This window comes from Alteromonas sp. BMJM2 (genome assembly GCF_027257845.1).
Taxonomy (GTDB): domain Bacteria; phylum Pseudomonadota; class Gammaproteobacteria; order Enterobacterales; family Alteromonadaceae; genus Alteromonas.
On record NZ_JAPVOT010000012.1, the window covers coordinates 95,070 to 117,795 of the forward strand.

Here is a 22,726-nt window from a genome sequence, read left to right on the forward strand (position 1 = left end):
TTTAAGGCAATAGAAAAAGCGCAGATCTATATCAAAGGATAGACTTTAATGTACTGTTAGTTCAAATAACAGTCAGCTTAGTAGGCTTATGACAACATGTAGATGTGGTGGATAAGAAACAACAGAGAAGTAAAACGATAACGTCAGAAACTAAAAAGGCCCCTAAGGGCCTTTTCTCAACAATTTCCATGTTATTCAGATGCAGCTTTCTTCTCATTACTATCGTAAATCAAAATAGGCTTAGATTCACCGCGGATAACAGTTTCATCAATAACCACTTTACTCACATCTTCGTTTGACGGTAAGTCGTACATCGTCTCTAACAATACTGCCTCAACGATAGAGCGAAGCCCCCGAGCACCGGTTTTACGCTCCATTGCCTTTTTCGCAATAGCGTTTAATGCATCGTCGCGGAACTCTAGCTCAACATCTTCCATTGAGAACAGCGCGCCGTACTGCTTAGTTATCGCATTCTTCGGTTCGCGAAGAATTTGAATTAGCGCTTCTTCGTTAAGCTCTTCTAAGCTAGTTACAACAGGTAAACGACCGATAAATTCTGGAATTAATCCGTACTTCACCAAATCTTCCGGTTCAACTTGCTTAAACAGTTCGCTTATTTGCTTACCATTTTCTTTCGACTTAACCGTAGCACCAAAACCTATGCCGGTGTCTTTTTGTGCACGTTGCTCAATCACTTTATCGAGACCGGCAAACGCACCACCGCAGATGAACAAGATTTTTGACGTATCAACCTGTAAGAACTCTTGCTGAGGATGTTTTCTGCCGCCTTGTGGGGGAACAGAAGCTACCGTGCCCTCAATCAGCTTCAACAGCGCTTGCTGCACACCTTCACCAGATACATCTCGTGTGATTGACGGGTTATCAGACTTACGGGAAATCTTATCGATTTCATCAATGTAGACAATACCACGCTGTGCTTTCTCTACATCGTAATCACATTTCTGTAAAAGCTTCTGAATTATATTTTCAACGTCTTCGCCCACGTAGCCCGCTTCGGTAAGCGTAGTCGCATCGGCCATGGTAAATGGAACGTCTAGTAACCGCGCAAGGGTTTCAGCGAGAAGTGTTTTTCCGCTTCCCGTTGGACCAATGAGAAGAATGTTACTTTTACCAAGCTCAACGCCATCGTGAACATCGCCATTTCGCAAGCGTTTGTAGTGGTTATAAACCGCTACAGCGAGCACTTTCTTAGCATGATCTTGACCAATGACATAATCGTTTAGATGCTCATGGATCTCGGCTGGTTTAGGTAAAGCATCCTGCTTTTGCTTAGGCGCAATTTCCTTAATTTCTTCGCGAATGATATCGTTACATAACTCAACACACTCGTCGCAAATGAATACCGACGGGCCTGCTATTAACTTTCTCACTTCGTGTTGGCTTTTGCCACAAAACGAGCAGTACAGTAGTTTGTTATCACCGTCACCGCTTTGTTTATCACTCATTACTTTTGCCTCTGCCTTGCCTGAGCCACACACTAAATCACACGATATTTTGGCTCAGAAATACTATAACTATACTACTTCGCTGCAGCAACGTCAGAACGGTTTGCTAACACTTGGTCAACTAATCCATATTCTTTTGCATCAGATGCATTTAAGAAGTTATCACGATCTGTGTCTTTTGCTACTTTCTCGTAGTCTTGACCTGTGTGTTCGGCCATTAGGCGATTTAGCTTTTCTTTAATATAAAGAATTTCTTTCGCATGTATCTCAAAATCTGACGCTTGACCTTGGAATCCGCCGAGCGGTTGATGAATCATCACTCGAGAATTAGGCAGGCAGTAGCGCTTACCTTTGGCACCAGCTGAAAGCAAGAAAGCTCCCATACTCGCCGCTTGGCCCATGCAAACTGTACTTACATCAGGTTTGATAAATTTCATGGTATCGTAAATTGCCATACCTGCTGAAACTGAACCGCCAGGAGAATTGATATAAAGGAAAATGTCTTTCTCTGGATTTTCCGCTTCTAAGAACAACATCTGCGCAACAATAAGGTTGGCCATGTGATCTTCAACTTGCCCCACTAAGAAAATAACATTTTCTTTTAATAGGCGAGAATAAATGTCGTAAGAGCGCTCACCTTTAGAGGTTTGCTCTACAACCATTGGAACAAGTGCATTCATAGGGTCAAACGGAGTGTTAGTCATAACTACCTTTATTATCTAGCGTTAAAAACAAAAATGCTCGGAAGGCTCCGAGCATTTAAGCAGTTGCTGACAAGTAATGTCAATCAGACAGTAAAAAATTACGCCTGTTTGTTCATTACCTCGTCAAAAGCTTTAGTTACTTCAGTAACTTTAGCTTGCTCAAGAACCCACTCGATGGCTTGCTCTTCTAGCGCAACGTTCTGCATTTGCTGCATTAGCTCTTGGTTGTTGTTGTAGTACTCTACAACTTCACTTGGATCTTCGTACGCAGATGCTGCTGTTTCGATCATCTCTTTCACGCGTTCTTCGTCAGCTTTAAGCTCGTTTTGCTTAATCACTTCACCTAGAAGTAGGCCGATTGAAACACGACGTTTTGCGTTGTCTGCAAACAGCTCCGCTGGAAGGTCTGGAAGATTTTGGCCACCGCCCTGTTGGCTGAAACGCTGCTTCGCTTGTTCGCGAAGTGCATCGATTTCTTGGTCGATAAGCGCTTGTGGAATATCAATCTCGTTTGCGTCTACTAGCTTAGAGATAACATCTTCTTTTACTTGTGCTTTAAGCGTTTGGTCTAACTCGCGCTGCATGTTCTTACGAACTTCTGCTTTAAGTGCATCAACGCCGCCTTCTTCAACACCAAATAATGTTGCGAATTCTTCGTCTACTTTAGGCAGTGCCTGACCTTCAACTTTCTTAATTGTTGCTTGGAATACCGCGTCTTTACCCTTTAGGTTTTCTGCGTGGTAATCTTCAGGGAAAGTGACTTCAATTGTCACTTCTTCACCTGCTTTAGCGCCAACAAGTGGTTTTTCAAAGCCTGGAATCATACGGCCTTGGCCTAGCTCTAATGAGAAGTCTTCCGCTTTTCCGCCTTCAAACTCTTCGCCGTCGATAGTGCCAACAAAATCCATAACAACTTTGTCATCTTTCTTCGCTTTACGCTTAACTTCTTTCCAAGTCGCGTGCTGCTTTTGAAGCGTTTCCATCATATTGTCTAGATCTTCGTCAGTAATCTCAACTACCGGCTTTTCGATCTCGATGTCGCTTACGCCCTTCACTTCAACTTCAGGATAAACTTCAAAAGACGCTGTAAATTCTAAATCTTTACCATCTTCGTCTGTGGTTAAATCAAACTTCGGCATACCAGCAGGCTGAATTTTTTCTTGAATCACTGCTTGGTAGAAGTTTTGCTGCATGACTTCACCAGAAACTTCTTGGCGAACTGCTTGGCCGAAACGTTTTTTGATTACGCTTACTGGAACTTTGCCAGGACGAAAACCGTTGATGCGCTGCGTTTTCGCCAACTGCTGTAAGCGTGACTTAACTGCTGAATCAACCGTGTCAGCTGGAACGGTGATAGTAAGACGGCGTTCTAAACCCTGGGTCGTCTCGACTGAAACTTGCATTATATTACCTCAACTATACGCCTTTTCAGGCGTTTTGTTTTCAATCCCCTCTCCCGTCATGCTTAATAAGCACATCACTCGGGGAAGAGGTCGTTAAAAATCGTTTATGAATTCAAGATTGCACAATTCAATTAAGAATTTAGGTGTGTTAACACGCAACTTGAAATAAACGTATTGGTTAAAAAAAGACGCGGTAGTATACAGCCGCACACTTTGAGAGTCGAGAGGCAAAAACACGCTTTTAACATAGTTTTGCTCAATAAACGTGCAGAAAAACAGAATTATTAAAAATTCACGTATCAAGAGAAGATTTGTTTTAAGAAAATGGTGATACGATAAGAGAGAGAAAAAACAGTGGTCGGTGAGACAGGATTTGAACCTGCGACCCCTTGTACCCAAAACAAGTGCGCTACCAAGCTGCGCCACTCACCGACAATAGAAGTACTGAAAAGCTTTTGAAAGAAGCCTAAAACTATGGTGCGGAAGGAGAGACTTGAACTCTCACGCCGTGAAGCACTGGAACCTAAATCCAGCGTGTCTACCAATTCCACCACTCCCGCGAAAAAGTGGGGTGGACGATGGGACTTGAACCCACGACAACCGGAATCACAATCCGGGGCTCTACCAACTGAGCTACGCCCACCACTGAGGTGTTATAGTTTACATGCGAATTGATAAACATGTAAACGAAAGATTCTGTCTTTGTGGTCAGGACCTACCTGACCCGCATGGCGCGCCCGGCAGGATTCGAACCTGCGACCCACGGCTTAGAAGGCCGTTGCTCTATCCAGCTGAGCTACGGGCGCTCGACGAATCTTTTTCTTTACAAAACTTCTTGCAAAGACCTCTGCAAACGTTGTTGCAAAGAAATGGTCGGTGAGACAGGATTTGAACCTGCGACCCCTTGTACCCAAAACAAGTGCGCTACCAAGCTGCGCCACTCACCGACAATGTAACTGCTTTCGAAGCGTTTTGCCTCTGTGCCGTTACGGGGTGCGAATATTACTGACTTGCCCCCACCTCGTCAAACACTTTTTTAAATAAAAAAAACAACCGCTCACAAAGCGCGCATTATTGTCTTTTTTTATACAAAGCGAGTGCTTTTTAAGCAAAAAAGGACATTTGAGGTGGTAGATATTCATCTCACATTGCAAAAACAACTTGGTCATTTGACGAAGTAACTTTTTGTATGTCCTTATTTCATTTCTTCTTTCACAAAGGTAAGGCGAACGATTTTTGAAACCGCATTACAGTAGTAACAGAATGACAGGGGTTAAATCAGTCGTGTTAATTCTCTTTTGCAACATCAGTCCATCAATATAAGGAGTTTCTACGCAACTTAAATTAAAAGGACAGATTTACTCATATAATAGACTGGTTTCACATATCGGTTTTGTGAAACAATACGCATCACTCATTAATTACTTTATGAATTTGTGTTTATGACCGCTCACCTAATTGATGGCAAACTAATTGCCAAACAAGTTCGCCAACATGTTGCCTCTTACGTCGACTCATTAACCAAAGCTAATAAACGCCAACCTGGCCTTGCGGTAGTGTTAGTTGGTAGTGACGCTGCTTCTCAAGTATATGTGTCAAATAAGCGAAAGGCATGCGAAGAGGTTGGCTTCATCTCTCGTTCTTTCGACCTTCCCTCAGATACTTCTGAAGAAACACTTCTTTCATTAGTCGACGAGCTTAACGATGATAAAGAGATAGATGGAATTCTCGTTCAGTTACCACTGCCCGCAGGGCTTAACGCCGAACGAGTACTAGAGCGTATTCACCCTCATAAAGACGTGGACGGGTTTCACCCATACAATATCGGTCGTTTAGCTCAACGTATTCCAGCGCTTCGCCCCTGTACGCCTAAGGGCATTATGACAATGATTGAATCAACTAAACGCCCGGTGAAAGGTTTAGACGCGGTAATCGTTGGCGCATCGAACATTGTGGGTCGCCCAATGAGCCTAGAACTGTTGTTAGCCGGTTGCACAGTAACTACTTGCCATAAGTTTACGCAAGATTTAAAGAGCCATGTTCAACGTGCAGATCTCCTTGTCGTCGCGGTAGGTAAACCTAATTTTATTCCCGGAAGCTGGATAAAACCGGGTGCCATTGTTATCGATGTAGGCATTAATCGAGTAAGCGATGGTTCGTTAGTTGGCGATGTAGAATTCGAGCAAGCAAAAGAGCGAGCAGGCTGGATAACGCCTGTTCCTGGCGGCGTTGGCCCAATGACAGTAGCCAGTCTTATTGAAAACACACTAGAAGCCTACGTTAAGTACCATTCTTAAATAGCTTCTGCACGGGCACGTCTAGCGTGATTCCTCTCGCTAGACGATTTCCGCTGCGCTATAGTGCAGAATATGCGCCGCTTTCGGGTCTTTTTGCATGCCTTGTAGCATAGCCATTGAGCTCTCCGATAAGTGCTGATTAAGCGCATGTTCGTATAAACTCTAATGCCTCAGTTTAACTTAGCGTTAATAAGTAAACCGGCAAGCAAATAGTACTATTTCATGAAATCTGTTGAATCTTCAAATAGACCAGCGCAACAAGCTCATCACAACGATGAACACTACAAAAAAGCCACTATGCAGTGGGTTGATGACATTGTTATTCATCATAACTTTTGCCCCTTCGCGTCGTTCGTGAGAACGCCCAATCAAATTCATTCCTGTGTAATAGCAGGCAATACCGGTGATGTACTAGAAGCACTTTTTGAGGAGTTGAAGCGCTTAGACAATGCTGATGATATTGCAACAACCCTCATCATTCTTTCACATACCTCTTTCGCAGATTTTAATGAATACCTAGACGTATTAGCCATCGCAGAGGCCATGCTTCACGACTGGGGTTTTTCAGAGCGCTATCAGCTAGCCAGCTTTCATCCCAAGTATGTTTTCGACGGTAACAGTATTGATGACCCTGAAAATTATACGAACCGCTCACCCTATCCTCTTTTACATATAATTCGCGAGAGCGACATTACTCGTTATATGAAAAATGAGGATGATGCGCAAAAAATCTATACTCACAACATTTCAAAGGCTAAAGAGCTTGGTTGCCCTTACTTTGAAGAGGCATTGTTGTCCCTCACCAAGGCTCGAATCAACGAAGATCCAATCGAATGACAAGAGAAGATGGTTTTCACATCAATACCATTGCCACCATAGCAACGCCATTTAAGCAAAAGTTTGCGGTGCCTCGGCAAGCTAAACTTAACACGGCCAAGGGAGTCATCTCTTTTACGGATGATTTTGACGATATCAATATGCTTAAAGGTATTGGGGATTATAGCCATCTCTGGTTACTGTTTGTATTTCATCAAACCATGGAGCGAGGCTGGAAAAGCACAGTAAAAGCGCCCCGACTAGGTGGCAACGCTACCATGGGCGTGCTTGCAACACGAAGTACACATAGGCCCAACGCCATTGGCATGTCGGCAGTGAAGAATAATGGTATTCATACTATCGACGGCAAACAAAAGTTAGTCGTTGAGGGTATAGACTTAGTAGACGGCACTCCCATTGTCGATATAAAACCTTATTTACCCTATGCAGACAGTATTCAAAGCGCCACCGATAGCCTTCACCGAATGCGTCCAATACCTCAGCGACCCGTAGAGTTTTTAGATGAAATTTCACCACGGCTTTTAAAAGCCTGTGAGCAACACAGCGATTTTGAGCGAGTTGTGCGTGAAGTGTTATCCCAAGATCCCCGCCCAGCATACAAACAAAACATAGAAAGTGATGACAAAACATATAAAGTAACCCTTTATAATTTGGACATAGGTTTTGTCGTGTCTGATGGCATAGTCGTCGTGACACAGATAAATACAATATAAAACAAACAGTATGTAGCGTAATGGCTCGTACTTAATTAGAATGCATAAGAATAAAATTAATTTTTACAGGAATACTGTTTTACATGCGCACTAGTCAATATTTGCTCGCCACGCAAAAAGAAACCCCAGCAGATGCAGAGGTTATCAGCCACCAGTTAATGTTACGCGCTGGTATGATCAGAAAATTAGCGTCGGGATTATATAATTGGCTTCCGTCAGGCCTTCGCGTTCTGAACAAAGTTGCCAACATCGTTCGCGAAGAAATGAACAAAGCTGGCGCAATTGAAATTCTAATGCCAGTTGTGCAACCTGCCGATCTTTGGGAAGAATCTGGTCGCTGGGAAGAATACGGTCCTGAGTTACTGCGTGTAAAAGACCGCCACCAGCGCGACTTCGTATTAGGTCCAACTCACGAAGAAGTGATTACCGCCCTCGTACGAAACGAAGTGAGCAGTTATAAGCAGCTTCCGCTTAATCTGTACCAAATACAAACCAAGTTTCGTGATGAAGTTCGCCCTCGCTTTGGCATTATGCGCAGCCGCGAATTTACGATGAAAGACGCCTATAGTTTTCATCTAGAGGACGCGTGTTTAGAAACGACCTACCAAAAGATGTACGATGCCTACAGTAATATCTTTACTCGCTTGGGGTTAGATTTCCGTGCTGTTATTGCTGACTCTGGCTCAATTGGTGGAAATCACTCACACGAATTTCATGTATTAGCGGAATCTGGTGAAGACGCCATCGCGTTTTCTAACAAAAGTAATTACGCTGCTAACATTGAAATGGCACCGGCCACTGCACCTGAAAAAGCAACTGTATCTGGTGCTCCACGTGAGATTAAGCCTGTGAGTGGTCACACGTTAGAAGAGGCGCTTAGCAGTATTGATGTTGCAACTAGCAACGCGGTAAACGTATTTGTAGTTAGAGGCGCTGATACCGATGAAGGCAATGCTGATGCTGCGTTAAATAGCGATGAGAAGTGGGTTGCGCTTGTACTTCGAGCTGACCATACACTCAACGATGTTAAAGCAGAAAAAATTGATAGCGTTGCGACACCGCTAGTTCAAGCTTCTCCTGAAAAAGCAGCTCAGGTACTGGGTGTTTCTCCTTTATTTGCAGATGCAACCGCATTAGCTATACCTACTTACGTTGATTCAAGCGCGGCAGCGCTAGCCGACTTTACTTGCGGCGCTGGGGAACAGAACAAATTAGCGATTAATTCAAATTGGTCTGATGAAATTAACGCGTTTGATATTCGCAACGTAGTCGCCGGAGATATCTCTCCTGACGGTGAAGGCACCCTTGACATAAAACGGGGTATTGAAGTTGGTCATATTTTCCAACTTGGCAGAAAGTACTCTGAAGCCATGAACTGCGGTGTTTTAAGCGAAACGGGTAAGCATCAAACTCTAACAATGGGCTGCTACGGTATCGGTGTATCTCGTATTGTTGCTGCCGCCATAGAACAAAATCATGATAAATTTGGTATTAAATGGCCTGACGCTATCGCACCTTTTAAAGTGGCAGTTATTCCAATGAATATGCACAAATCTCATCGTATTAAGGAAACAGCAGAAGCCCTTTATGAAGCGCTTTTAGACCTTGGTATTGATGTACTTTTCGACGATCGAAAAGAACGCCCAGGTGTTATGTTTAATGACATGGAATTAATTGGTATCCCTCATAGTATTGTCATTGGCGAAAGAAACTTGGATAATCAACAAGTTGAATACAAGAATAGACGAACTGGCGATAAGCAGTTAGTAGATCTCAGTGCCGCTAAAGACTTTATAGCCGAGCTCTAACTTCTGGCGTTTCCCTAACAAGTAGAAAGCGGGGCTTAGTACATGCGGTTAACATTTTATGGCGTTAGAGGCTCAATACCTACTCCTGGTGCGGACTTCGTACGCTATGGTGGTAATACCGCCTGTGTGCATATTGAACTTGAGGATGGTACGGATATCATCCTCGACTCAGGAACAGGTATTCGGTTACTAAGCCCTCAACTCATTCAAAAAACGTCACCCATTAATATATTGCTGAGTCATAACCATTGGGACCATATTCAAGGCTTCCCTTTTTTCACACCGATTTACCAAAAAGACAGGGAGATAAATATTTACCCTGGGCAGACTATTCTTGATGAGCCAGACCAAATACTTCGACAAATGGAAGGCTCCTTATTTCCCGTTCCCCGAACTGCCTTGCACGCGAATATAGACATAAAACAACTACCTACAGAGCAAGACAGTTTTAGCGTTGGCAGCGCAAGTATTAAGCGTTTACCGATGAATCATCCCGGCAGGGGAAGCGCGTATTGTATTGAAGCAGATGGATGCAAAATAGCATACATCACAGACAACGAGCTTTATCCTCCTTACAAAAAAGAAACTGATTTTCAGACCTTTGTGGCTTTTGCTAGCCATGCCGATCTGTTAATTCACGACGCCCAATATATGGGCTCTGACATGCCAGCTAAAAATGGCTGGGGTCACTCTGTTGCTGAAGAAGCAGTGAAGCTTGCTATGGCAAGTAATGTTAAGCAGCTCGCATTGTATAGCCACGACCCCGAGCGTACTGATGACGATATAGACTTTATCGTTTCACACTGCAACGACTTCGTAGTCGCCGCCGAATCCCCACTGAAAGTATTTGCCTCATCTGAAGGCCAGTCTCTGGACTTCAATACCCCTTAATTTTTAATACTATTTAAGTCCTTAAGTTAGCGCTCTGACTTAAGGAATTTAAAGACAACACGGAGAGTAAAAGGTGAATTTAAAGCCTTTGTTTTTATTAATCACATCTACGTACATTTTACTAGGTGCGAATCATCTTGCCTACGCGCAAGAGACAGACAAGAATAACGAGCAGACAGCGTCTGACGTTACTAAGGATGAAGACAAATCTGATTTAGCTAAAGCTATTGAAGAAGGTATCGAGGTGATTGATATTATCAAGAAAGATACCACAACAGAGAGTGCACTCGACGATAGGTTACAGGGTGACAAAGAAGCCCTCGACAATGTGTTTGCTATTACTCAGCATCGACAAAACTACCTGCTCCCATTTACGTACGTTAAAAACCCAAACTCTGCGGGTAATCAGGAGCTGACCGAGGAAAATGTCGACAGTAAAGAGGCAAAGTTTCAGTTGAGCATGAAGCTGCCTTTATACCTTGAGGACACGGGTTTTGACGGAGTGTATTTCGGTTTTACTCTCACCTCGTTTTGGCAACTTTACAACAGTGAAGTGTCTAAACCATTTCGTGAAACCAACTACGAACCAGAAGTGTTTTGGCAAAAAACCGGTGACTATTCCGTATTGGGATATAAGTTTAATACCTTTCAATTAGGCTTCAATCATATGTCTAATGGCCAAAGTGGCCTTCGCTCTCGTAGTTGGAACCGTATATTTGCCTCTATCACGTTCAGCGATAATGACGATATTTATTACCTAAAAACATGGTATCGCGTGCCGGAAGACGAGAAAGACGATCCATTAGATGCCAGTGGTGATGACAACCCAGATATCGAAGACTTTTACGGCCGCTTCGAGCTTGGCTATGGCAGAAAGATTGGCGCGTTTAAAATGCTCGCACTTGTTCGAAACAACTTAGACTTTGACGAGAATAGAGGCAGCATTCAGTTGGATATGACCTACCCTTTTTCAGATCGCTATGAACTGCTAGTCCAATATTTTAATGGCTATGGCGACTCCTTAATAGACTATAATCGTTCACAAGAGCGTATTGGTATAGGTTTTCAAGTCACATTTCTTTAAGCGCTTCACGCTTTGGCTGAACGACCTTATCAGTACCAGCTAGGCTCACATCATTTTATAGTGAGCCTCTCATCATTCACTTGAACGACGCGAAGCACACTATTCAACAATACCCGCGGCGCGATACAGTTGTATGTGTACATCAACAAGCGCCGCAATGTCCCGTTGATATCCCCCTCCAATTACGGCAGCAATAGGAAGCCCTTCCCGCTCGGCCAAATCAAAAATCATTTTATCCCTTCGATATACTCCCTGTGTAGAAATATTTAATAGCCCCAAATCATCATTAACATGTACATCTACGCCAGCATCGTAAATGATGGCATCGGGCTGAAATTGGCGAAAAGCAAGTGTAATAGCCTGCTCCAACGTGGTGAGATATTCATCGTCCTCGGCCGCTTTAGGGAGGCCAATATCAATGTTAGATATTTGCTTTCTATGGGGAAAGTTTTTTTCACCATGAAGAGAGAGGGTAAAGATGTCGTCATCATTTTCGGCCAGCTTAGCGGTGCCGTCACCTTGGTGCACATCTAAATCAATAATAAGTACATTATCGATGCCCTCGTGAGATTGCATAGCCTTGGCTGCCAAATACAGATCGTTAAATAAACAAAAGCCAGAACCAAAATCAGCAAATGCGTGATGATAGCCTCCGGTCAAATTCAACGCTTTGCCGGTCTCTATGGCAAGATTTGCGGTTTGAATTGTTCCACCCACAGCCGTACGCGTGCGCTCTATGAGTTGATCAGACCAAGGAAAGCCTATTCTTCGCATCGCCTTTTTATCAAGGGTACCTGTGGTGAGTTGATTTACATATTCAGGTGAATAGAAGCGCATTAACTCTTCGTTAGTCACTGGCGTTGGGGTAGTAAAACGTGATGGGCTCACTCCCCGAGCAATTAACTCATCTCTGATTCCCACGTACTTCTCGATTGGAAACCGATGCCGATCTGGCAATGAGAGTTGGCTATAGATGGGATGAAATACTAGGGGTATCATGAAGTCGCAGTAACCTTATAAACAGCATTAGTGTCAGAGGAAGCCAACGCCTCCTCAGTGAATACTGTCAAAGCAGGCTTAGCGGGTCAAACTGTTCACCACCTTTTCAACGTTGTATGACATATTTTTCATAGAGCGAGACATATCGTCACGCTGGGCGAGTTCGTGATAGCGCTCAGCAGAAGTCACTACACTACCAATAATGGATTCAACTTGCCCTAGCACCGCCTCTTGCTCATCAGCGGCTTCATTAAGCGCTACCACAACACTTGCCGTCTCCTGAATGTCTCTCACAACGGTGTTGAGTCGTTCCAGGGCCGACTCCGCCTCAGCGGCATTGGTATCGGATAGCTGTTTGCCAGCATTCATAGCAGTTACCGCACTCATAGCCTCTGATTCGAAACTGCTTAGAATATCGTTAATCTCTCTGGTGGATTGTTGCGTTTTCGCCGCCAAGGCTCTCACTTCATCAGCAACCACAGCAAAACCTCTACCGTGCTCTCCAGCCCGCGCAGCTTCAATAGCAGCATTAAGTGCTAATAAATTAGTTTGATCTGCTATTTCATTGATCACATTCACTACTTTTAAAATGTTAGTACTGCGAGATTGAAGCTCAGTCACAATGTCACTTGATGCTGTAACGGTTTGCGCAAGTTGCCTAAACCCAACGTTGGCTTGTTCAAATGTTTTGTAGCAACTTGCTACATTTTGTTCTGAATTGTTAGTCGCTACGGCTACCTGATCAGTGATTGCTACTAAATTTTGCACAATGCCCTTTAATTTATCAGTGCTGGCCTCCAATGAACGAGACGTGTCTCTTTGCTCATTGGCGCCTTGCATAATGAGATCACTGACACTGGCAAGGGACGTAAATGCGCCGCTCATTTCCTTCTCGGCATCTTTTAATTGCACTACCGATACGTTGAGCTTCTGTTGTAAGGCCCTTGCTGAATTCGCCAGCACACCCAATTCATGGTCGCTGGTATATGTGAGAGCGTAGTCATAATCGCTGTTAGCCAAGTTAGAGATGCATTTAGCAACCTCTTTAGTAGGCTTTATTACCTGTGAACGTAGCCTTGCGATAACATAGCTCAATGACAATATTGACAACACAATGGCGGCAAGAAGAATAAGCCACAGCATGTTGCGCGCATTTTGCTTAAGCTCCTCTATCGCGGTGGCCGACTGTAATGCTATGTCATCAGCTATACTGCCTAACAGTTTGGCGGGTTCTCTATCGATGCCTCGTACATAGCTATCGCCGACTTTAGGGTCGAAGCCTGAATTGACAAAAGCGTCGTACCCTTCGCGGTATTTGGTTGCCATAATGCCATGTGCTTTTTGAAACTGTCGAATCTCTGCTTTTGCTTCATTACTGACTACGTCATTTTGCAGCATGGCACTAAACTTTACTTGAATGTCACTTTCACGCTGCTTAAACCGCTCCCAATACTTTTCTCTATCGGCTTTGTCTTGGCCTCGAAGTAGCACATTCTTCCACTCTTGTACCTGAGTCTTAAAGGTGCTTAGCACATCGTTAACGTCGCGCTCCGATTGAACCAGTGTATTTTCAAGTTCGTCAAAGGCATTTAGCAATGTAAATGACTTTAAAATTGACGCACCGTTGAGCAAAACAAGGAGAAAGAAACTGGCGAGAACGGGGGTAATAACCAAACGGCTTATGCTTGTGTACTTGAACACGATATGACCTTTAACTTAAAGATTAACAGCACTATTAGATGATTTTTTTATGACAGTTGCGTTACGCTTAAGGTATAGCAGGGTATACTTATTACTCGGAAAATATAAGATTAGCCACATCCCTATTATCATTACTGGCTAATTTTTTAAATTAAGTCAATATACTTCCACATGGATATCATCAATCAGGACACTTCCTTCGTAGTAATTTATATGAGGATCGCCAATAACAAAGAAATCTGGGTAACCGGATTTTAACGGCCAACTTGGATAGTTTTTCCCATTAAACGTCACACCGGTATTGTTTACACAACCGGAATTGAGTTCATTGGGCTTTTGATTATAGTGATAAACGCATTCTTTGAATGTATTAATTGAACCAGAGAGTCTTTCGCTAACCTTTTTTTCAAATTTGCCTTTAATTTCGAAACTATAGTGTACAGGTGTTCTCACGAAAGATACTTCGTACCAGTGATTTTTTTGATATCTCGCGGAGGGTAAAGCATCCTGTCGACTAAATTCTTTACCGTCGAATGAAATAAAACTTTTTCCGAATGTTTCATTTGTTTCGCTTCTCCCATCTAGAGCAATAACGTTGATAGTGTTTCTGAAATTTCCTCGATTCCAGCTGTCGATAACAAACTTTCGATGGTGGTGCATCCATATATTGTTATGAGGTTGCGGTTCATTATCTACTATCGCAAGCCAGTAGAAACCATTATGTTTGTAAGCCTTAACATCCTCTACCCATGGTTCAGCGGTTTCATTGCCTATATCGTAACCGTTGAGTTCACTTTCATCACCATAGTTAATATAGCCAACTCTAAATGATATTTTGTAACTTTCCGGTAATGCATTACTCGGTCTGAGAATCACTGCATCAGTATGTTTTGGTGTCGCTATTTTTAATACTTTATTATCTATATTCTCTGGGTCTGAGATGATGTCTAGGTAATCAAAAATGAGCGGCCTACTCTCTCTTGTGTAAATTTCTATTTGAAAGAACTTATCTAGTCTATAAGTTCCTCTCAATGCTTTTGGCGATTCAATATTTTGACCTCTAAAGAAGGCGCCTCCCTCAGAGTATGGGCCTAAATCTTCTGCGGTAGCGGGCTTCCAATTTGGAGAGTGGTCAATTTGAAGACTATCGAAATTTTGAGAATATTTGCTCTGCGTTAACTCAACATTGTTTGCATTTTGAGAAGCGTCTTCGGTACATGACATCAGACAAAACAAAGCCGATAAATAAAACCAAAAACGCATAATCAATATCCCAAGTAAAAAAAACGAGTTTCATGCGTTTTATAGCATGAAACTCGCTAGGATATAATTCAAAAATAATTCAGGACAATTATTTTCTTAGCAATGACTGGTTTTAATAACCAGTCATCCTTTTTAAAAGCTATGGGGCCCTATTCCCACTCAATAGTAGCCGGTGGCTTACCTGAAATGTCGTATACCACACGAGAGATACCATCTACTTCGTTAATAATACGATTAGACACTTTACCAAGGAAATCGTAAGGCAGGTGTGCCCAATGCGCCGTCATAAAGTCGATTGTTTCAACAGCGCGAAGGCTCACTACCCAGTCGTATTTACGTGCATCGCCCATAACGCCTACAGAGCGTACCGGTAAGAATACGGTGAATGCTTGACTCACTTTTTGGTATAAGTCTGCGGCGTATAGCTCCTCAATAAAGATAGCATCGGCACGACGCAAGAGGTCGCAGTACTCTTTCTTAATTTCACCAAGTACACGAACCCCTAAACCGGGTCCAGGGAAAGGGTGACGGTATAGCATGTCATAAGGCAGGCCAAGCTCAAGACCAATTTTACGCACTTCATCTTTAAATAATTCACGCAGTGGCTCGACAAGCCCGAGCGCCATATCGTCTGGGAGACCGCCTACGTTGTGGTGAGACTTAATCACGTGGGCTTTGCCTGTGGCCGACCCTGCAGATTCGATTACATCAGGGTAAATAGTGCCCTGAGCTAACCATTTAGCATTCGCAAGCTTGCCGGCTTCTTCATCAAAAACGCGAACAAACTCGTTACCAATGGCTTTGCGTTTAAGCTCTGGATCTTCAATACCTTCAAGGCGCGCTAAGAATCTTTCTTCAGCATCGATACGAATGATATTTAAACCAAAGTGGTCGCCAAACATCTCCATCACTTGATCGGCTTCGTTTAATCGCAATAGCCCGTTATCAACAAATACGCAGGTAAGGTTTTTGCCGATAGCGCGATGTAAAAGCATGGCCGTAACCGAGGAGTCTACGCCACCAGAAAGACCAAGTATTACCTCATCATCGCCGACTTTTTGTTTAATACGCTCAATAGCATCTTCAATTATCGCACCCGCAGTCCATAGCTTTTCACACTTACACACGTCCATCACGAAATGCGTTAATAAACGCATGCCCTGGCGAGTGTGGGTAACTTCTGGGTGAAACTGTACACCGTAGAACTGTTTTTCTTCGTTATACATAGCCGCATGAGGGCAAGACGCAGTTTGGGCGATGGTCTCAAAACCAGCAGGGATAGCAGACACTTTGTCGCCGTGGCTCATCCATACATCAAGACGAGCTGCTCCGTTATCGCCGATAGCATCTTCAATTTTATCAAGTAATGGACTTGGTTTAATTACCTCTACTTGAGCATAACCAAACTCACGCTTGTCTGAACCAAGCACGCCGCCACCAAGCTGGTGAGCCATAGTCTGCATGCCATAACAAATGCCGAAAACAGGAACGCCGGCCTCAAACACATAATCTGGTGCTCGCGGAGACCCTTCTTCGGTTACCGATTCTGGGCCGCCTGACAATATGATCCCTTGAGGATTAAATTCGCGAATCTGCTCTTCGGTTACATCCCAAGCCCATAGCTCGCAGTAAACGCCTATTTCACGTACTCGACGTGCTATTAGCTGTGTATATTGCGAACCAAAATCCAAAATAAGTATTCGTTGAGCGTGTATGTCTGAACTCATAAAAAGCCTTTTTTCTTTTTTCAACCACTAAGCCACATTGCGTTGTATGGCGTTTTAAAGCGTGGGCAGAGTGTTTGTCAACAACCTGTCCGAGGCATAGATGCCAAGGCCAAGCTACCATGTATGGGTTTACAGCGTGGTTGTGTCAGGCACAATACCCACGCTGAACGATAACTCGCCTTAACCTAAGCGGTAGTTTGGCGCTTCTTTAGTAATACTCACATCGTGCACGTGGCTTTCACCCATACCCGCTGCGGTTACGCGAACAAACTGTGCTTTGGTATTAAGCTCTTCGATAGTAGCGCACCCCGTCAAGCCCATTGCTGAGCGAAGGCCGCCCATTTGCTGATGAATAATATTCGCAATCGGTCCTTTATACGCAACGCGACCCTCAATACCTTCTGGCACTAATTTTTCAGCATTGTTTGACTCTTGGAAATAACGGTCTGATGAACCATGGCTTTGGTTCATGGCGCCTAACGACCCCATACCGCGGTAAGATTTGTAATAACGACCTTGGAAAAGCTCAACTTCACCCGGTGCTTCTTCGGTACCTGCAAGCATGCTGCCTACCATAACGCAGCTTGCGCCAGCAGCTAATGCTTTAGCAATATCACCTGAGAAACGAATACCGCCATCAGCAATAACTGGAATACCAGTCCCTTCAAGCGCTTCTACCGCATCGGCAACGGCTGTAATCTGTGGCATACCGCAACCAGTTACGATACGGGTTGTACAAATTGAACCCGGGCCTATACCTACTTTCACTGCGTCTACGCCTACATCCGCTAGTGCTTTTGCACCTTCACGAGTGGCTACGTTACCAGCGATAATTTGTACATCTGGGTAATCTTGGCGTACTTTCTTTACGCGATCGATAACGCCTTGCGAGTGACCGTGTGAGGTATCAATTAACAGCACATCAACACCCGCATCTACTAGTAGTTTGATGCGCTCGTCAGTACCTGGGCCAACACTTACAGCCGCACCAACACGCAATCTACCCAGTGAATCTTTACAGGCATTAGGTTTGTTTTCTGCTTTTTGGAAATCTTTTACCGTAATAAGGCCGGTAAGCTTGAAAGCATCGTCTACCACAAGAATTTTTTCGATGCGATGCTCATGCATCAAGTCAAGAACCACGTCAGAGCTAGCGCCCTCTTTCACCGTAACAAGGTCGTCTTTACCCGTCATCACGTTACTGATAGGAAGCTCTAAACGCTTTTCGAAGCGAAGGTCGCGGCCTGTCACAATACCAATGAGGTTATTTTCTTCGTCAGTAACGGGAAAACCTGAGTAACCTTTGCTTTTCGATAAAGCAATAACGTCGCCAATGGTGGCGTCTTTAGTGACGGTAACAGGGTCGGATACTACACCGCTCTCATACTTTTTAACTTCAAGAACGTGTTTGGCTTGCTCTTCAGGCTTCATGTTTTTATGAATAAACCCGATCCCACCTTCTTGTGCCAATGCAATGGCTAAGGGGGCTTCAGAAACCGTATCCATGGCGGCTGACACCATAGGAATATTCATTGTCACATTGCGCGTAAGACGCGTTTGTAGACTTGCTGTGTGAGGGAGGACGGTTGAGTGGCCAGGGACTAGCAACACATCGTCAAAAGTAAGGGCTTCTTGGATGATACGTAGCATGCAACAACACCTATTCAGTTGAGGGTTAATTGCGGCGTGATTGTAGTGTTTTTTGGTTTTAAGGTAAACTCTATTTGTATTAAACCATGTGATTTTTTTTATGTTTACAAATTCGCCATCTACATCTCGACAAATTTTAACAGTAACAAAGCTAAATCGATTGGCTAGAACCGTGCTTGAGGGCGAAATTGGTCTGATTTGGCTGTCTGCTGAAATTTCCAATTTTGTCTGCGCGGCATCAGGACATTGGTACTTCACGTTAAAAGACAATAAAGCGCAGGTACGTGCTGCCATGTTTAAGGGCTCAAACCGCTCGGTGCGACAGCGCCCCAAAGAAGGGGATAAAATTTTAGTGCGAGCGTCGGTGGGTCTTTACGAGGCTAGAGGCGACTATCAGCTGGTTGTTGAACATATGGAAAGCGACGGTGAAGGCGCCCTAAAACAAGCATTTGAAGCATTGAAGCTGAAACTCAACAATGAGGGTCTGTTCGACGCGTCAATAAAACGAAGCTTGCCCACGTATATCAATCGTATTGGCGTGATCACCTCATCAAGTGGCGCCGCCCTTCACGATGTGCTTAGCGTATTAAAACGTCGAAGCCCGCAAACACAGGTGATTGTTTACCCTTCAATGGTACAGGGAGAAACTGCCCCGGCTCAGCTTATTCAGGCCCTCAAGAGAGCTAATGAAAGAAACGAAGTAGATGTACTACTTTTAACACGTGGAGGCGGTTCGTTAGAAGACTTGTGGTGCTTTAACAATGAGGCATTAGCGCGAGAAGTGTCTGCCAGTCATTTACCCATTGTGAGTGCTGTTGGCCACGAAGTGGATTTTACTATTTCTGATTTTGTTGCCGATTTGCGCGCTCCTACCCCTTCTGCTGCCGCTGAGCTGTTAAGTCAAGACTCAAGCGACATTGTGCAAAAGCTAGTGCAAAAACGCCAGCGTTTACACCGTGCGATTGCACAGAAGCTTGTGAGCAACAAACAACAACTGACCATTCAACGTCAGCGATTACAAAACCTACATCCGCAGAGTAAAATTCAGCACCAATGGCAATCACTAGACCGGTTGCAGCTGCAATTACTTCACAAAATACAGCGCGATATAGCAGGTGCAGATAAACGACTACAATCACTAACTAGTCGCCTGAGTAGACAAAACCCCGCCCAACGCCTTGAGCAATCAAAAAGTAATTTGGCCTATGTGAGAACGAGGTTACTCAATAGCATGACCGCACTTATTGGTGCTAAAAAACACCAGTTAGCATCGGGAGCATCATTACTTCAATCGGTAAGTCCACTGTCTACACTGGCAAGAGGTTATAGTATTACTCTCGCTGAGAACGCTGCTATAACCAGTGTGGAGGCGGTGAATAATGGCGATACGATAACAACTCGAGTGACTGACGGTGAAATAACCAGTACAGTAACCAAAACGTTAAAGGAATAACTCAGCCAATCATGCCGACCTTTCGCAGCTTCGCTTTTCGAATAGCCCCCTTGTCTCTTGCTATGGTTTCAACTGGAGCACTCCTTTCTATTGGTACTTTTTCACCAACAGCACACGCCGTTGTGACCAACCCTGCTGTAAATAGTGTGTCTGCACCAGTCTCTTTGTTTTCCACCTACCCGTCGTCTGAGCTCGTGGCCTTGTGCAACGAGCCAGAGGTTCGCTGCAAAGAAGATAGTATTACTCCCGACGAATTTGTGTCTGCTCTAAAGGCAACCTCATATTTAACCTCGCTGCAGCCTTATGCAGAGAATAATGACTACGAACTGTTGATAGCCAATGTGGGAAACGTATCCACTCAATTTGCTGAAATTACGCTGCAGTGGCGGGGAATGGAAATAGACTCTCATATTGCTAAAACAAATTCACAGAAACAGGCTGAAAGTGGAAACCTTCAACATGCCGAATCACTAATTAGGCAATGGGAAGACAATGCAGTTAATAAAGGAATTTTTACAGCAGAATTCCTTTACCGCGCTTTAGATGCAAGTAACTACGAGCACGATTTGGCAGTGCCGCATTCATTTGGACAATTTACTAAGTTAGACACACAGCTGTTTGCAGATCCGTTTAGTGGCGCGATTACTCGCTATACTCACCCTGCTTATGAAGATGCCCTCGTTGATATAATAGTGTACCCATTTACACACAAAATAACTGAAGATGATCGCACGCTGTTAAACGAGCAACTCGATGCCGACCTGGCCAAAGCCAGTGCGGTAGCAAAAGCACAGCAACTTACCCTCACTTTATCTGATCCAGCGGCACCCTATCAGGTAAAAGGCTTTGCCGATGGATGGCGACTTGGCGTAAAGGCTGAGGCAGAGAACGTGCCTACTCTTTATGCGTCTACCTACGTGTTTAGAAAGCATGACAAAATCATCAAGATTGCCACAACCTTTCCTACTGATTTTTCAGATCCCTTAGTGAATGAGCTCATACAGCACGTTGATGTACCAAAAGAATCGATGTTAATGAAACGGGTTCGAAAGCTGTTGTAAAAACAACCTGTTATGAACGATTGTTATTGACTACGCGACTGGATGAAACAGTAAAGTTGAGCTAAAAAAAACCGACGAGTTACACAAGAGTAATCGTCGGTTTTTTATTATTATGCTCGTACTATTTGTCTTTATAGAAAGACATCATGCGACGGCGTTTACGCTGCTGCGCTAGCGTTAAGTTGTTCTTCTTACCTTCAAACGGGTTGGCCCCTTCTCTAAACTCAATCTTGATGGGGGTTCCCATTATCTCAAGTGCTTTTCTAAAGTAGTTCATTAAGAAGCGCTTGTATGAGTTTGGTAGGTCGTCTACCTGATTGCCGTGAATAACGATAACGGGAGGATTATAACCACCCGCATGGGCATACTTCATTTTAACTCTTCTACCGCGAACAAGGGGTGGCTGATGGTCATCTTGAGCCATTTCCATGATCTTAGTGAGTATAGATGTGTTGATGCGCTTAGTCGCGCTTGAGTAGGCTTCCTGAACGGATTCAAACAAGTTACCTACACCCGACCCGTGAAGGGCTGAAATAAAATGAATGCGTGCGAAATCGACAAAACCCAGGCGCCTATCCATTTCACGCTTAATATCGTCTTTCACATCGCTACTTAACCCATCCCACTTATTAACCGCTAACACTAACGAGCGACCAGAGTTTAGAACGAAACCAAGCAAGCTTAAATCCTGGTCGGTAATCCCCTCACGTGCATCAATAACCAATAGCACTACGTTCGCTTCTTCAATAGCTTGAAGGGTTTTAACAATGGAAAACTTCTCAACCGCTTCGTTGATCTTCTTACGCTTTCTTACGCCAGCAGTATCGATAAGTACATATTCGCGATCATCTCGCTCCATTGGAACATAGATGCTGTCGCGGGTAGTGCCTGGCTCATCATAAACCACCACGCGCTCTTCGCCTAAGATGCGATTAGTTAGCGTAGACTTTCCGACATTCGGTTTTCCCACGATGGCAAGCTTGATGGGTAAGTCTTGAAGTCGTTGACGCTGCGCTTCCGCATCCTCTTCTTCTTCAGGCTCTATCTCATCCACAATTTCCATATCTGGAAAATCAGCTTCAAGGGGCGCTAAGCTGTCTTGAAGCAATTGACTCACCCCTCGACCATGAGCGGCAGCAATTTGCTTAACCTCACCTAACCCTAGCTTGTAAAATTCTGCACTTTCACTGTCGCCGTCAATACCATCAACTTTATTTGCAACAATAAAGACTTTTTTGTTGATGCGACGAAGATGGTCAGCTATGCCTTGATCGGCTGGCAACAAACCCGCTCTTGCATCAACCAAAAACATCACAACGTCAGCCTCTTCAATGGCGAGAAGAGACTGCTGAGCCATTTCGGCGTCGATGCCTTCTTCATCTCCCGTGATCCCCCCCGTATCAACTACGATGAATTGACGTCTTTCGAATTTAGCTTGGCCATACTTCCGATCTCGCGTAAGGCCAGGGAAGTCAGCAACGAGTGCATCGCGAGTGTTTGTAAGACGATTAAATAAGGTCGATTTTCCGACATTGGGACGGCCAACCAAAGCAACAACGGGTAACATTTATCAGATCCTAAAGGTCATGAAAGCTAAAAAGCATAAACCGCAAGCGTTTAGCCACGAATAAATCAATGCCCTAAATAATAGCATCAATGGCTCGTTGAC

17 protein-coding genes and 5 tRNA genes are annotated in these 22,726 nt (G+C 44.1%); 8 read left to right on the plus strand and 14 right to left on the minus strand.

Annotated features, from left to right (window positions below; all coding sequences use genetic code 11):
• Positions 1-191: 191 nt before the first annotated feature.
• The 8 genes from clpX to O9X84_RS13515 all read right to left on the minus strand — a co-directional run bounded on the left by clpX (position 192) and on the right by O9X84_RS13515 (position 4,520).
• Complete coding sequence (gene clpX / locus O9X84_RS13480; RefSeq protein WP_269520243.1) at positions 192-1,466, minus strand: ATP-dependent protease ATP-binding subunit ClpX; 1,275 nt, start codon at positions 1,464-1,466, stop codon at positions 192-194.
• Positions 1,467-1,540: 74 nt separating this feature from the next.
• Positions 1,541-2,170: an ATP-dependent Clp endopeptidase proteolytic subunit ClpP gene (clpP, locus tag O9X84_RS13485; RefSeq protein WP_269520244.1), complete on the minus strand. Its 630-nt coding sequence runs from the start codon at positions 2,168-2,170 to the stop codon at positions 1,541-1,543.
• A 98-nt stretch (positions 2,171-2,268) separates the two neighbouring features.
• Positions 2,269-3,573 (minus strand): trigger factor, encoded by a 1,305-nt coding sequence (gene tig, locus O9X84_RS13490; RefSeq protein ID WP_269520245.1) that lies wholly within the window; start codon positions 3,571-3,573, stop codon positions 2,269-2,271.
• 355 nt (positions 3,574-3,928) lie between these two features.
• A tRNA-Pro gene (locus O9X84_RS13495) sits at positions 3,929-4,005 on the minus strand.
• A gap of 43 nt (positions 4,006-4,048) precedes the next feature.
• Positions 4,049-4,133: transfer RNA gene (locus tag O9X84_RS13500), tRNA-Leu, on the minus strand.
• A 7-nt stretch (positions 4,134-4,140) separates the two neighbouring features.
• Positions 4,141-4,216 (minus strand) — tRNA-His (locus tag O9X84_RS13505).
• 86 nt (positions 4,217-4,302) lie between these two features.
• Positions 4,303-4,379: transfer RNA gene (locus O9X84_RS13510), tRNA-Arg, on the minus strand.
• 64 nt (positions 4,380-4,443) lie between these two features.
• Positions 4,444-4,520: transfer RNA gene (locus tag O9X84_RS13515), tRNA-Pro, on the minus strand.
• 495 nt (positions 4,521-5,015) lie between these two features.
• On the opposite strand from O9X84_RS13515, the gene folD reads away from it, so the two are divergent.
• The 6 genes from folD to O9X84_RS13545 all read left to right on the plus strand — a co-directional run bounded on the left by folD (position 5,016) and on the right by O9X84_RS13545 (position 11,203).
• On the plus strand, positions 5,016-5,870 hold the full coding sequence (gene folD, locus O9X84_RS13520; protein WP_269520246.1) for a bifunctional methylenetetrahydrofolate dehydrogenase/methenyltetrahydrofolate cyclohydrolase FolD: 855 nt from the start codon (positions 5,016-5,018) through the stop codon (positions 5,868-5,870).
• A 222-nt stretch (positions 5,871-6,092) separates the two neighbouring features.
• Positions 6,093-6,707 (plus strand): DUF1415 domain-containing protein, encoded by a 615-nt coding sequence (locus O9X84_RS13525; protein WP_269520247.1) that lies wholly within the window; start codon positions 6,093-6,095, stop codon positions 6,705-6,707.
• Entirely contained in the window at positions 6,704-7,420 is a 717-nt protein-coding gene (tsaA, locus tag O9X84_RS13530; RefSeq protein ID WP_269520248.1) for a tRNA (N6-threonylcarbamoyladenosine(37)-N6)-methyltransferase TrmO, read from the plus strand. Before O9X84_RS13525 ends, tsaA begins: the two co-directional genes overlap by 4 nt.
• Before the next feature lie 83 nt (positions 7,421-7,503).
• Complete coding sequence (locus O9X84_RS13535) at positions 7,504-9,228, plus strand: proline--tRNA ligase (RefSeq protein WP_269520249.1); 1,725 nt, start codon at positions 7,504-7,506, stop codon at positions 9,226-9,228.
• 42 nt (positions 9,229-9,270) lie between these two features.
• The gene (locus O9X84_RS13540; protein ID WP_269520250.1) at positions 9,271-10,119 is read left to right on the plus strand and encodes an MBL fold metallo-hydrolase; all 849 of its coding nucleotides are present in this window, start codon (positions 9,271-9,273) and stop codon (positions 10,117-10,119) included.
• Between the two features lie 73 nt (positions 10,120-10,192).
• Positions 10,193-11,203: a phospholipase A gene (locus O9X84_RS13545; protein ID WP_269520251.1), complete on the plus strand. Its 1,011-nt coding sequence runs from the start codon at positions 10,193-10,195 to the stop codon at positions 11,201-11,203.
• 99 nt (positions 11,204-11,302) lie between these two features.
• Here O9X84_RS13545 and O9X84_RS13550 read toward each other — a convergent pair whose 3' ends face one another.
• The 5 genes from O9X84_RS13550 to guaB form a co-directional block, all read right to left on the minus strand.
• Positions 11,303-12,202 (minus strand): histone deacetylase family protein, encoded by a 900-nt coding sequence (locus O9X84_RS13550; RefSeq protein WP_269520252.1) that lies wholly within the window; start codon positions 12,200-12,202, stop codon positions 11,303-11,305.
• A gap of 78 nt (positions 12,203-12,280) precedes the next feature.
• Positions 12,281-13,903: a methyl-accepting chemotaxis protein gene (locus O9X84_RS13555; RefSeq protein WP_269520253.1), complete on the minus strand. Its 1,623-nt coding sequence runs from the start codon at positions 13,901-13,903 to the stop codon at positions 12,281-12,283.
• A 156-nt stretch (positions 13,904-14,059) separates the two neighbouring features.
• Complete coding sequence (locus tag O9X84_RS13560) at positions 14,060-15,166, minus strand: hypothetical protein (RefSeq protein ID WP_269520254.1); 1,107 nt, start codon at positions 15,164-15,166, stop codon at positions 14,060-14,062.
• Between the two features lie 149 nt (positions 15,167-15,315).
• Complete coding sequence (gene guaA, locus O9X84_RS13565; protein ID WP_269520255.1) at positions 15,316-16,893, minus strand: glutamine-hydrolyzing GMP synthase; 1,578 nt, start codon at positions 16,891-16,893, stop codon at positions 15,316-15,318.
• 180 nt (positions 16,894-17,073) lie between these two features.
• Positions 17,074-18,543, minus strand: coding sequence for an IMP dehydrogenase (gene guaB / locus O9X84_RS13570; RefSeq protein ID WP_269520256.1), 1,470 nt, complete (start codon positions 18,541-18,543; stop codon positions 17,074-17,076).
• A 100-nt stretch (positions 18,544-18,643) separates the two neighbouring features.
• Between guaB and xseA the strand changes: the two genes are divergently transcribed.
• Both xseA and O9X84_RS13580 read left to right on the plus strand, forming a co-directional pair.
• The gene (gene xseA, locus O9X84_RS13575; protein ID WP_269520257.1) at positions 18,644-19,996 is read left to right on the plus strand and encodes an exodeoxyribonuclease VII large subunit; all 1,353 of its coding nucleotides are present in this window, start codon (positions 18,644-18,646) and stop codon (positions 19,994-19,996) included.
• A gap of 11 nt (positions 19,997-20,007) precedes the next feature.
• Positions 20,008-21,057, plus strand: coding sequence for a hypothetical protein (locus O9X84_RS13580; protein ID WP_269520258.1), 1,050 nt, complete (start codon positions 20,008-20,010; stop codon positions 21,055-21,057).
• 121 nt (positions 21,058-21,178) lie between these two features.
• Here O9X84_RS13580 and der read toward each other — a convergent pair whose 3' ends face one another.
• Positions 21,179-22,624: a ribosome biogenesis GTPase Der gene (gene der, locus O9X84_RS13585; RefSeq protein ID WP_269520259.1), complete on the minus strand. Its 1,446-nt coding sequence runs from the start codon at positions 22,622-22,624 to the stop codon at positions 21,179-21,181.
• Between the last annotated feature and the right edge of the window lie 102 nt (positions 22,625-22,726).